General features: G+C 40.8%; 8 protein-coding genes. 3 read left to right on the forward strand and 5 right to left on the reverse strand.

Going from position 1 to position 13,034, the window contains the following annotated elements; all coding sequences use genetic code 11:
* Positions 1 to 25 precede the first annotated feature (25 nt).
* The 5 genes from HMPREF9965_RS08265 to HMPREF9965_RS08285 all read right to left on the reverse strand — a co-directional run bounded on the left by HMPREF9965_RS08265 (position 26) and on the right by HMPREF9965_RS08285 (position 8,946).
* Complete coding sequence (locus HMPREF9965_RS08265; RefSeq protein ID WP_000694273.1) at positions 26 to 3,079, reverse strand: pneumococcal-type histidine triad protein; 3,054 nt, start codon at positions 3,077 to 3,079, stop codon at positions 26 to 28.
* Between the two features lie 7 nt (positions 3,080 to 3,086).
* On the reverse strand, positions 3,087 to 4,004 hold the full coding sequence (locus tag HMPREF9965_RS08270; protein ID WP_000747433.1) for a metal ABC transporter solute-binding protein, Zn/Mn family: 918 nt from the start codon (positions 4,002 to 4,004) through the stop codon (positions 3,087 to 3,089).
* 195 nt (positions 4,005 to 4,199) lie between these two features.
* Entirely contained in the window at positions 4,200 to 6,689 is a 2,490-nt protein-coding gene (locus tag HMPREF9965_RS08275) for a pneumococcal-type histidine triad protein (RefSeq protein ID WP_000867581.1), read from the reverse strand.
* Between the two features lie 254 nt (positions 6,690 to 6,943).
* Positions 6,944 to 8,677: a phosphoenolpyruvate--protein phosphotransferase gene (ptsP, locus tag HMPREF9965_RS08280; RefSeq protein ID WP_025170849.1), complete on the reverse strand. Its 1,734-nt coding sequence runs from the start codon at positions 8,675 to 8,677 to the stop codon at positions 6,944 to 6,946.
* A 5-nt stretch (positions 8,678 to 8,682) separates the two neighbouring features.
* Positions 8,683 to 8,946: a phosphocarrier protein HPr gene (locus tag HMPREF9965_RS08285; RefSeq protein WP_000146948.1), complete on the reverse strand. Its 264-nt coding sequence runs from the start codon at positions 8,944 to 8,946 to the stop codon at positions 8,683 to 8,685.
* A gap of 360 nt (positions 8,947 to 9,306) precedes the next feature.
* On the opposite strand from HMPREF9965_RS08285, the gene nrdH reads away from it, so the two are divergent.
* The 3 genes from nrdH (at position 9,307) to nrdF (ending at position 12,924) form a co-directional block, all read left to right on the forward strand.
* Complete coding sequence (nrdH, locus tag HMPREF9965_RS08290) at positions 9,307 to 9,525, forward strand: glutaredoxin-like protein NrdH (protein ID WP_000259240.1); 219 nt, start codon at positions 9,307 to 9,309, stop codon at positions 9,523 to 9,525.
* Positions 9,526 to 9,606: 81 nt separating this feature from the next.
* A complete protein-coding gene (gene nrdE, locus HMPREF9965_RS08295; protein ID WP_000523268.1) occupies positions 9,607 to 11,766 on the forward strand; it encodes a class 1b ribonucleoside-diphosphate reductase subunit alpha in 2,160 nt (719 codons plus the stop codon).
* 195 nt (positions 11,767 to 11,961) lie between these two features.
* A complete protein-coding gene (gene nrdF, locus HMPREF9965_RS08300) occupies positions 11,962 to 12,924 on the forward strand; it encodes a class 1b ribonucleoside-diphosphate reductase subunit beta (protein ID WP_000451378.1) in 963 nt (320 codons plus the stop codon).
* The last annotated feature ends 110 nt before the right edge of the window (positions 12,925 to 13,034 follow it).

A 13,034-nucleotide genomic window follows, 5' to 3' on the forward strand; every position in this document is an offset into this window, starting at 1 on the left:
TAGCTCAGCTACTTCGCCTTTCTTTTTATTCATTTGGTTGAGCACTTGTCTCAGACTCACTTTGCGCTTGCTTTTCTGTTGGTTTAGAAGTAGCTGTTTCACTGTCTTTCTCAGACTTAGATAGGCTGCCAGTTTCACTTGCTTTTGAACGAAGTTCTTGGTTCAAGCTAATGATTTCTTTAGCTAGAGTGAGGAGACCTTCTTTATCACTGCTTTTGGCTGCAAGTTGATCAAATAGGGCATCAACACGTTCAAAGTCTGCATCGGTTCCTTTGTTATCCTCTAAGTACTTGTGAAGAGAGAGCAAGACATTATAGAGTTTTTGGTAGATGATCACCGTTTGTGGATCTTGTTCCGCTTCTTTTTTCTCTCGTTGGATAGTCGCTGCAATACGATTTAAAAGATCCTCAAGTTGTGTTTTAGCTTCGTCAAGGTCTGCATTTTCCTTTTCAGTAGCCGCTTTGATATTAGCTGCTTCTTCAGCTAGGGATTGTTTGACCCCGTCTTCTTTGACACGCGCTAGGAGTTGAGCAGCTTTTGTTAAAAGAGCATCCACTTCTTCCTTCTTAACATGGCTAACCCGCTCTTCTGGCATAAAATCACCGTAGAGTTCTTTTAAGAATTCATAGATGGCAGTCTTAGCAGTTTGACTATCTACTTTTTCCGTATCTAGAATAGTCTTACCAGCTTTTGTAGAAACGGGTTCTTCTTTGAGAGCTTCTTCTACTTCTAGCTTAGTTTGGTAAATAGTTGGGAATAGCTTGTTCAAGTCGGTTGCTTTGAGGAAAGATTGTGACTGGTAAAGTTCCCATGTCAACTTGGCAACACGGTTCCGAAGTTCTTCTCTCAAACGACCATCAGATACATGTTCATAGAAATACTTGATGTACTCTACTGTTGTAACCCCTGTTCGATCTCGGAAATCTTGCAAGGCCTGCAGTTTCGCTTCAATCGCGGCCAACTCTGTCTCATCCTGTGCTAGTTTTGCTTCCTGCAAATGTACCAAAAGATCTTTCTTAGGCAAGCCATAAGTATCTGTATCCAATGTATTTATTTTATCTACTAGGGCTTGGTACTTCTTATCTAAAGGTGAAGTTTCAACTGGTGCCACACTTTGATCCACATGGATGTATTGTTTATCAAAGAGATCCAAGGCTGCTAGATATCCAGCAGTTGAGTTTGTTGCCAGTTTTTTCATATTTTCGGTGAATTGCCCCAAAGCAAGTTCAACACGTCTCTGCATGATTGGCTGGTCTTTGTAGAGACTTCTGCTATCTGCTAACAGTTGATCCACTTTAGATAGAACTGTTTGTTCATCAAATGCTCCAGGTTGATAGGTCGATTGTAGGGCCGGAATCTTATTTTTCAAAGCTACTTCATAGCCCTTAGTTTGAACCTTGATGTAGTGATTGTGGTCTCCGTGAGGAATCACAAAACTACCATTTTCTACTTGCAAACTATAAGGAGACACCCCATCACGTAGTGCAGTCGTATACAGTTCATTTAGGAAATCCAGTTCTGGATTTCCAGTTTGGAGAGGAATACGAACATGTTCTTTTCGAACGGCATAGGGATGGATATGGGTTGGATCATAGGCTTGATCCGGATTTCCAAAGACAAAGAATCCATTTGAAATACGAATCGCTTCGAGCGGAACCCCGTAGGTCTGTGAGATATACTTGATTTTTTCTTCATCGCTAGCATCTCTTGAGAAACTTTCCACAGTCTTTGCAAGTGGTTGAACGTGCTGAGGCTGATGATTTTCTTTCAAGTGATTTTGGGCAGCTTTGATTTGGGCTGCAGTCAAGTCCTTCTTAAAGAAATAATGAGCGTGATCTCCATGAGAAACTACAAACCCTTGCTCATCTTCACTAATAACACGGTCAGCTGCAAAACTATGATCATGTTCTTCACCGTGGTGATGGCCATGCTCCTCTCCATCATGGTCATGATCTTCATGGTTGGTATCCTGGCTTACATGGTCACCGTCTTGGTCATGAGAATGATTTGGCTGAGCTGGATGCTCTGCTGGTTTGCTTGGATTTTCTAAAGGTGTTGGCTTCCCATTGTCGCTAGATAAAGGAATCATACGCGCAATCTTTTCTTCCAATGCAGAAAGCTTTGTATATGGGATGAAATGATAGTGATTTCCGTGAGGAATCGCCACGCCACTCGGCGTTCTACTTGAAATCTTAGCAGGATCAAAAATCAAGCCATCTGATTCAGCATAACGTTGATTACTTGGAAGAGCATAGAGTTGCTGCAATAGACTCTGAAGGCTCTCTTCTGGTTTGCTTGGTGTTTCAGCTTCTTGACTCAGATTGCTAGTTTGACTAGTTGTGTTTGGACTCGGACGATAGTCAGTCACACTTGCTTGTTTTCTAGTTCCAGAGAGGTAGGCTTGAGCAGCTGCCAATTCGCTAGCAGACAAGGAACTCTTTGGAATGTAGTGGTAATGTCCACCGTGAGGAACGATATAAGCATCACCAGTATCCTCTATAATATCAGACGGATTAAAAATATAGCCATCATCAGTAGTATAGCGCCCTTGTGATCGTGCAAGTGTCACTGCATTGTTAGAAGTTGGCGCATCGTGTGTATGACCTTGTTTTTGGCGTTCAATTTCGTCCTTCGTACGAACGTTATCTGCATGTGCCACATCCTTAAGGTAAACATAATACTTACCATCCACCTTGATAATATAGCCACCCTTGATTTCGTTGACAATATCAGTGTCTTTAAGTTGATAATTGGCATCTTTCATCAAAAGTTCTTCACTGAAAATCGCATCAAAAGGAACTTTCCCATTGTAATAATGGAAATGATCACCGTGTGAAGTCACATAACCTTGATCGGTAATTTTCACGACAATTTGTTCTGCCTGAATATCTTCTTTTTTGCTAACTTGATCTGGTGTCTGAGTCTCTGTTTTTTGAGAGTCTTGTTTACCATCAACATAAGATACACGATTTGTATCTTTTTTGTCTTCTACCTGGTGTTGGTTCAGTGCATAGATGCAAAGACTTAGGGAAAGGACTAAAGCCGATCCCGCCGCAAGATACTTTTTCTTAATTTTCATAATCTCCTCATTTTAATTCTTCTGCAAGAACATTTATATTTTCTTCTAGATTTTCTAAGTAAGTTTTATCATTTTCGGGGTCTGCTTCCAAAGGATTCAGTGTTTTCAGACTAACCTCTGTTGATTTGACCAAGGTTTCAGCTACTTTAGAAGAAGCATTGCTCTCAGTAAAGATAGTTTTGACCTTATAGGTTTTTACAAATTCTTGGATTTCAGTCAACTGTCTTGGACTCGGCTCTTGTTCAGGAGAGATACCAGCAATCCCAAGTTGTTTCAATCCAAAACGTTTAGCCAAGTAAGAAAAGGCTGTGTGTTGCGTAACAAAAGTCTTTTGACTGGCCTTTTCAAAAATAGGCTGGTATTTCTTGCTTAATTCTTGAGCTTTAGCGATAAAGTTTTTGGCATTCTTTTGATAAGTTTCCTTATTGGCACTATCAAGCTCCGAAAGTTTATCCGCAATAATCTGCGCTTCTTCACCTGCTTTTTCAGGATCTAACCAAGTGTGCGGATCGTAAAGTGTTTTTTCATCAATACCGTCACCAGCTTCTACATCTTCCAAACCTGGTACACGGTCCAAGGTCATCCCTTCAGACGCTTCTAAGACTTTAACTTTTGATTTTTTCAAGTTAGGATCCAGACTTCCCGCCCAAGACTCCAGTGTATGCGAGTGGTAGACAAAGACATCTGCATCATAGATGGCAGCAATGTCATTCGCTGACGGTTCAAATGAGTGAATTCCACTACTTGACTGAATCATCCGAACATCATTCAAGTCACCTGATACCTCTTTGACCATGGCGTAGATAGGGTAAAAACTTGTGACAATCTTCATCCCTTTTGCTTCTTGTTTTTCTTTTTGACCACATGCACCTAAGACAAGAGCCAGCAGACTGGCCATCAATAATAGGATCGTTCTTTTTTTCATCATTACTCCTTAACTAGTATTTAACCATTTAATTAACTAGTAAATAGTTTATCTTTATTTACACTGTATGTCAAGTTATTTTGCACATTTCCATGAAAAAATGAGAACTAGAACTCACATTCTGCTCTCATTTTTCGATTTTAACTTTTCTAGCTCTCCTATCCCGTTTTTAGGAGTTAGAAAATTGTGTTAGCGTTAGTTGCTCTCCTTTAACAAGGCCAACAGCTTTTCAGCTTCTGCCATAATGGTATTGTTATCCTGAGCACCAAATAGCAGATTATTTTTTAAGCCAGTGAGAGTTTCTTTGGCATTGGACTTGATAATGGGGTCTTGGATCTTTGCAAGTAGCTCTTCAGCCTCTCTCAACTTCGCTTCAACCTTTTCAGTCTTGACCTGAGGTTCTTCTGGTTCCTCTGGTGATTCTTCTTCCGGCTCCTCAGTTGGTTTTGGAGATTCTGGTTTCTCACTTTGAGGTTTCTCCTCTGATGGTTTTTCCGTTTGATTGTTATCAGCTTGACCATTTTGGTTTCTTTGAACATGGTCACTTGCATTTCCCCAACCACTATCTGAATGCGGACGTTCGTTTGGATGTTCGACATAGTACTTCACAGTCGCAAAGAGATCCTCTAAAGTATAGCCCTTAGGAACCTCATAAAGACCTTCGTCAAACCACTCAAATTTGATGTTATGGTAATGATCATAATGAGGAATGATTAAACTACCGTTTTTAACTTCCACGGTATGTTGGAGATTGTAAGGCATACGATCAAGCGGCACCTTCTTAGCTGCTTTCACGCGGTTGTAGATAGCTTCTGCTCCTTTAGCCTCCGTATTTCCTGGATCCTGATGGTCTGTTGAAGGAGGAGTCAAACCTTTCTCTTTAGCATAAGCCTGGGCTGCCGCTCTTTCGGCTTCAGACAAACTATCTTTTTTAATCCAATGGCTATGGGTCATATGTGGAGTTACATAGGCATCCCCCTCATCACTGGTGATATCACGAGGATCAAAGATATAGCCATCTTCTGTTGTATACTTGCCTGCCAACTTGGCTACCTGAATCTCATCAACAGTGTAGGCAATTTGCGCATTTGGTTTTCCTAAACGTTCTGGATGACGAATCGGTGCTAGGAAGGCCAGAATATCATCCACCAACTTGACTTTATCACTTGAGGCATCATTGAGACGTTCCAACAGTTTATCCAAAGTGTCAAAATCAGCTTGGCGCCCTTTATTATCAAGTAAGTCTTGATGAACTCTTGCTAGTAAATCATAAGCCTTATTGTAAAATTCTTGATCACCAGATGGGAGGTTGGTTTTCTTAGCTTCTAGCTTATGAGCTAAACTTTCTTGCTTGGTTAGTTTACTATCAATGGCTGCAGCAGTTTCTGCTGAAAGCTCCTTGGCAGGAATATAACGCGAGGTTCCATTCTCCTCAAATACATAGCCATCAGCTACTTTTCGAATCGCCTGTTTGACTAATTTCTCATCAATTGGATTGCTTGGAGCTGGTTGAGGAGTTGGTGAAGGTTGCGGGCTTGGACTAGGTTCCGGAGTCGGTTGTGGACTTGGTTGTTCTGGTCTTGAATCCGGCACCCTATGGTTCGAACAATAGCGAAGTGGGATGATGCGAGCGATTCGTTCTTCCAATTCAGACATCTGTGAATAAGGAATGAAATGGTAATGGTTCCCATGAGGCACAGCAACTCCTCTAGCTGTTCGACTTGTAATCTGTGCTGGGTCGAAGACAAGGCCATCAGATTCTACGTGTCGTTGGCTGAGTGGCAAGGCATAAAGTTGTTTCAGAAGGCCATCAATATCCTCATCACTTTGACTTGCTTGACTGTTAGTGTTGCTGTTGGTTGTGTTCGTATTGGTATAGTTGTTGCCTTGGTTATTATATGGTGGGGTCCATCTATCTACATCGCTGCTAGCACTGTTGTTATTGGTACGGCGATAAGTAGGCGTTTTTGATTGGCCACTTCTACCAGTTAGGAAGGCTTCTGCTGCAGCCAATTCGCTAGCTGATAACTCATTTTTTGGAATATAATGGTAATGATCGCCATGAGGAACGATATAAGCATCCCCAGTATCCTCAATGATATCAGATGCATTAAAGATATAACCATCATCTGTGGTATAGCGTCCTTGCGAACGTGCCAAGGATAAAGCACCATCGTTTCTTGAAGTCCCACCTTCACGATGTTGACTATGCTCTTGTTTTTGTCGATTGATTTCTTCTTTTGTACGGACGTTTTCCGCATGGGTAGCATCCTTAAGGTAAACATAGTATTTTCCATCTACCTTGATAACATAACCACCCTTGACCTCATTGACAATATCCTCATCTTTTAGCTTATAGTTTGGATCTTTCATGAGCAATTCTTCACTGAAAATCGCGTCATAAGGAACCTTACCATTGTAATAATGATAGTGGTCGCCATGTGAAGTGACATAGCCTTGGTCTGTTATCTTGATGACGATTTGCTCCGCATTGATTCCTTCACGCTTGCTAACCTCATCAGGAGTTAGATTCTCCGTTTTTTGCGTTGCTTGTTTTCCATCTATATAGGAAACACGATTATTTTCCTTAACCGTTCTGGCTTGATAAAGTCCCAACTGGTAAGAACAAACACTTAAAATCAAAGCTGCCGCAGAACCAGCTAGGTATTTCTTATTAACTTTCATCGAAACTCTCTTTCTTTTTGATATTTCTAGTTGCAATTCATTTCTAAATTGCAGGAACTCCTCTCTATTACTTAACTGGTTAATAGTTTACTCCTAAATTTGTAGCTTGTCAAGGATTTTATGAACTGGTTAAGTATTCTTTTGTTCTGTCCCACTAGTTTGTCTTCGTAAGGATTCATATTAAACAGTTTACCTTGATAATTCTTTAAAAAATATCAAAAAATCCCTGCAACTGAGTTGCAAGGACTTTTCGATTAATCAAAATCAACGTATTCTTTTTGAAGTTCAAGAACTTCTTCCATTGTTGAGCATTCTGTAAGGGCACGGTTTGCGTACTCTTCCATCTTAGCTGTGTCGAGTTTTTTCATCAAGCTGCGTGTACGAAGTACAGATGTTGCTGACATAGAGAACTCATCCAAGCCCATTCCGACAAGGAGTGGAACAGCTTGTTGATCACCAGCCATCTCACCACACATACCAGCCCATTTCCCTTCAGCGTGAGCCGCTTTAATAACGTTGTTGATCAAACGGAGGATTGATGGGTTATATGGTTGGTAAAGGTATGAAACTTGCTCGTTCATACGGTCTGCTGCCATTGTGTATTGGATTAAGTCGTTTGTACCAATTGAGAAGAAGTCAACTTCTTTAGCAAATTGGTCTGCAAGCATTGCTGCTGCTGGGATTTCGATCATGATACCAACTTGGATATTATCCGCAACTGCAACACCTTCAGCAAGAAGGTTTGCTTTTTCTTCGTCAAAGACTGCTTTGGCTGCACGGAATTCTTTCAAGAGCGCAACCATTGGGAACATGATACGCAATTGACCGTGAACAGACGCACGAAGAAGGGCACGGATTTGTGTGCGAAACATAGCATCTCCAGTCTCAGAGATAGAGATACGAAGGGCACGGAATCCAAGGAATGGGTTCATTTCGTGAGGCATATCGAAGTAAGGAAGTTCCTTATCTCCACCGATATCCATTGTACGAACGACAACAGGTTTACCGTTCATTCCTTCAAGTACAGCTTTGTAAGCTTCGTACTGCTCGTCTTCTGTTGGGAAGTCTTGAGAATCCATGTACAAGAACTCTGTACGGTAAAGACCAACAGCTTCAGCACCGTTGTCATTGACACCTTCAACGTCTTTTGGAGTACCGATGTTGGCAGCCAATTCAAAGTGTTTACCATCAGCAGTTACTGTTTTAGCGTCTTTCAAGAGCGCCCATTCAGCTTTTTGTTTCGCATAAGCTTCACCAGCAGCCTTGAATTCAGCTGCTTGCTCATCAGTCGGGTTGATAATAACCTCACCTGTGATACCGTTAACGGCAAGAATGTCACCGTCTTTAACGATTTCAGTGATGTTGTTTGTACCCAATACAGCAGCAATTTCAAGTGTACGTGCCATGATAGCTGAGTGGCTAGTACGTCCACCGATATTGGTTACAAAAGCTTTAACAAAGTTTTTGTCCAATTGAGCTGTATCAGAAGGAGTCAAGTCATGTGCAATGACGATTACTTCTTCATTGATAGAAGCTGGGTTTGGCAATTTTTTACCAAGGAGGTTAGCCAATACACGTTTTGTAACGTCGCGGATATCCGCTGCGCGTTCTTGCATGTATGGGTTGTCTTCCATGCCTTCAAAGATAGTGATAAACATATCTGTAACTTCTTTCAGACCTGCTTCTGCATTCACTTTCTTCGCACGGATTGTTTCCTTGATTTGGCTGATCATTTCTGGGTCAGCAAGAACCATTAAGTGAGCGTCAAAAACTTGAGCCGCTTCTTCCCCTAGCGTACCTACTGCTTTCTCACGAATAACAGAAAGCTCGTCTTGTGATGCTTGTAGAGCGACATCAAGGCGAGCTTCTTCTGCGTTTGTATCCTCGACTGTAATAGTCTCAAATGACAAATCCGGTTGAACGAGTAGATATGCTTTTGCAACTGCAACACCGTCAGATGCTGCGATTCCTTTAAGCATTTCTGTCATTTTCCTTATGCCAATCCTTCTTTTTCCATAGTTTCAGTGATAGCAGCGATTGCGTCGTCAGCATCTGCACCTTCAGCTGAAATTGTAACGTCAGCACCTTGGCCAACACCAAGACTCATAACACCCATGATAGATTTAAGGTTTACTGATTTACCTTTGTACTCAAGAGTAATATCTGAAGCAAATTTGCTAGCTGTTTGAACCAACAATGTTGCTGGACGTGCGTGGATACCTGTTTCTGCCACTACGTGGAAATCTTTAGAAGCCATAGTTTGACTCTCCTTTAAGTGTTTTCTATTTGAGTTATAAGTGATAACCCTTACAATAGTGTATTATATCACCTTTAAGATAATTTTTCAAGTATTTTATGGACTTTCTTCAATTTCCTTTCAGATAACTTGCTGAAAATCTTCTATATAAATTACCAACATACAGGATATAGTTTTTTTGTTTTAATAAACTTTGATAGTTCAATGAAAGTCAAAGCTTATGTTTCAAAAACCACTATATATTGTATTTGGTTTTTGAAACTGTAACTTTTAGGCACAAGATTTAGTTTAAAAAGTTTGACAAAGTTTTTTTTTCTGATATACTAAGAAAGTAATCAAATTTTATGAGGAGTTACGAAAATGGTAACGGTTTATTCTAAAAATAATTGTGTACAATGTAAAATGACCAAACGTTTCTTGGACAGCAACAATGTGGCCTATCGTGAGATCAATCTCGACGAGCAACCTGAGTACATCGATCAAGTTAAAGAGCTCGGTTTCAGCGCAGCTCCTGTTATCCAAACACCAACTGAAGTCTTTTCAGGCTTCCAACCAGGAAAACTGAAACAATTAGCATAATCTTAGTACATCATCCAGAAGAAACTCGCTTCTAGGGCTAACTTAGAGGCCTTTCTTTTGTAATTAGATAAAGGAAATTTTATGGGATTAAAACATCTTGAGGACGTGACCTACTTCCGTCTCAATAACGAAATTAACCGTCCTGTTAATGGACAAATCATGCTTCATAAAGATAAAGAAGCCTTGGATGCTTTCTTTAAAGAAAATGTAGTTCCAAACACTATGGTTTTTGATTCAATCACTGATAAAATCAACTACCTCATTGAACACAACTACATTGAAACAGCATTTATTAAGAAATACCGTCCAGAATTCTTGGAAGAATTGTCTCAATTTATCAAGGATCAAAACTTTCAATTCAAGTCTTTCATGGCTGCCTATAAGTTCTATAATCAATACGCCTTGAAGACTAATGACGGTGAATATTACCTTGAAAGCATGGAAGACCGCGTCTTCTTTAACGCACTTTATTTCGCAGATGGTAATGAAGCTGTTGCGATTGATATTGCCAATGAAATCATCCACCAACGCTACCAACCTGCTACTCCTTCCTTCTTGAATGCTGGACGTGCTCGTCGTGGGGAGTTGGTATCTTGTTTCTTGATTCAGGTGACTGATGATATGAACTCTATCGGACGTTCCATCAACTCAGCTCTTCAACTTTCACGTATTGGTGGTGGTGTGGGAATTTCCCTCAGCAACCTTCGTGAAGCCGGAGCTCCTATCAAAGGTTATGAAGGTGCTGCTTCTGGTGTCGTACCAGTTATGAAGCTTTTTGAAGACAGCTTCTCTTACTCAAACCAACTCGGGCAACGTCAAGGTGCTGGGGTTGTCTACCTCAACGTCTTTCACCCTGACATCATCGCCTTCCTTTCTACTAAGAAAGAAAATGCCGATGAAAAAGTTCGTGTGAAGACTCTTTCACTTGGTGTAGTGGTACCAGATAAATTCTACGAATTGGCTCGTAAAAATGAAGAAATGTATCTCTTTAGCCCATACTCTGTAGAGCTTGAATATGGTGTGCCGTTCAACTATATCGACATCACTGAAAAATACGATGAATTGGTCGCAAATCCAAACATCCGCAAGACAAAAATCAAGGCACGTGATTTGGAAACTGAAATCTCTAAATTACAACAAGAATCTGGCTATCCTTATGTAGTCAACATTGATACGGCTAACCGCGCTAATCCTGTTGATGGAAAGATTATCATGAGTAACTTGTGTTCTGAGATTCTTCAAGTTCAAGAACCAAGCTTGATCAACGATGCTCAAGAATTCCTTCAAATGGGAACAGATGTTTCATGTAACCTTGGATCAACAAACGTGGTCAACATGATGACCTCACCTGACTTTGGTCGTTCTATCCGCGCTATGGTTCGTGCCCTTACTTTCGTTACAGACAGTTCACACATCGTAGCTGTTCCTACTATCGACCACGGAAATAGTTTGGCTCACACCTTTGGCCTTGGTGCCATGGGACTTCATAGTTACCTTGCCCAACAACTAATCGAATACGGATCACCTGAGTCAGTTGAATTCACTAGCATCTACTTTATGCTTATGAACTACTGGACCTTGGTGGAATCAAACAATATCGCACGTGAACGTGGTATCACCTTCCACAACTTTGAAAAATCAGACTATGCTAACGGTAGCTACTTTGACAAGTATGTGACAGGCGAATTTGTTCCAAAATCAGACCGTGTCAAAGAACTCTTCAAAGACGTCTTTATCCCGAGTGCTGCTGACTGGGCTGAACTTCGCGAAAAGGTTCAAGCAGATGGTCTTTATCACCAAAACCGCCTTGCTGTAGCGCCAAATGGTTCTATCAGCTACATCAACGATGTTTCTGCTTCTATCCACCCGATTACACAACGTATCGAAGAGCGCCAAGAGAAGAAAATCGGTAAGATCTATTATCCAGCTGCAGGTTTGTCAACAGATACTATCCCTTACTACACTTCTGCTTACGATATGGATATGCGTAAGGTGATTGATGTTTACGCTGCTGCAACAGAGCACGTGGACCAAGGACTTTCACTCACCCTCTTCATGCGTAGTGATATTCCAAAAGGTCTTTACGAATGGAAGAAGGAAAATAAACAAACCACACGTGACTTGTCTATCCTTCGTAACTATGCCTTTAACAAGGGAATCAAGTCTATCTACTACGTCCGTACCTTTACAGACGACGGTGGAGAAGTTGGCGCTAACCAATGTGAAAGCTGTGTGATTTAGTTTTAATCTGAGCCAACTAAATTCCCTCAGATTACTGATTAAAGGATTACACTAGAATAAACTTGGATAAGCATCTAAAATACTAGGAAAAATGAAAAGTCGGTCTTCCGACTTTTTGTGCGATACTCTTCTCAGACTATGATAAAATAGAGAAGATTCCATCATCGCATTATTACATACAGAAAGAGATTTCAAATGGAAACTTACTACAAAGCCATTAACTGGAATGCCATCGAAGATGTCATCGACAAATCAACTTGGGAAAAGCTGACGGAGCAATTCTGGCTCGATACGCGTATCCCCTTGTCAAACGACCTTGACGACTGGAGAAAACTATCAAACAAGGAAAAAGACCTAGTAGGAAAAGTCTTTGGTGGTTTGACCCTTTTGGATACCATGCAATCTGAAACAGGAGTTCAGGCGCTTCGCTCAGACATCCGTACACCGCATGAGGAAGCTGTTTTCAACAACATCCAGTTTATGGAGTCTGTCCACGCAAAATCTTATTCATCTATCTTTTCTACCTTAAACACCAAGGCTGAGATTGAAGAAATCTTTGAATGGACTAACACCAACCCCTACCTACAAAGAAAAGCGGAAATTATCAATGAAATCTACCTCAATGGTAGCCCCCTTGAAAAGAAGGTTGCCAGCGTTTTCCTTGAAACCTTCCTCTTCTACTCTGGTTTCTTTACCCCACTCTACTATCTCGGTAACAACAAACTGGCCAACGTTGCGGAAATCATCAAACTGATCATCCGTGATGAGTCTGTTCACGGAACTTACATTGGTTACAAATTCCAACTTGGTTTTAACGAATTGCCTGAAGAGGAGCAAGAAAAACTCAAAGAATGGATGTACGACCTGCTCTACACCCTCTACGAGAACGAAGAGGGCTATACAGAAAGCCTCTATGATGGTGTTGGTTGGACCGAAGAAGTCAAAACCTTCCTTCGTTACAATGCCAATAAAGCTCTCATGAACCTCGGACAAGATCCCCTCTTCCCAGATTCAGCTGATGATGTCAATCCTATCGTCATGAACGGTATTTCAACAGGGACTTCTAACCACGACTTCTTCTCTCAAGTCGGAAATGGTTACCTCCTTGGTGAAGTTGAAGCTATGCAAGATGAGGATTACAACTACGGTTTGGACTAATTTTACCAATTATTCAAAACATCATGGTTTGTTTAAATAAACCATGATGTTTTTGTTTTTGTTTTATTTTGTTTTTTTCTATTTGATTGATTGAGCGTTTTATGGTAAGA

Source organism: Streptococcus mitis bv. 2 str. SK95 (genome assembly GCF_000222705.1).
Classification (GTDB): domain Bacteria; phylum Bacillota; class Bacilli; order Lactobacillales; family Streptococcaceae; genus Streptococcus; species Streptococcus mitis_AY.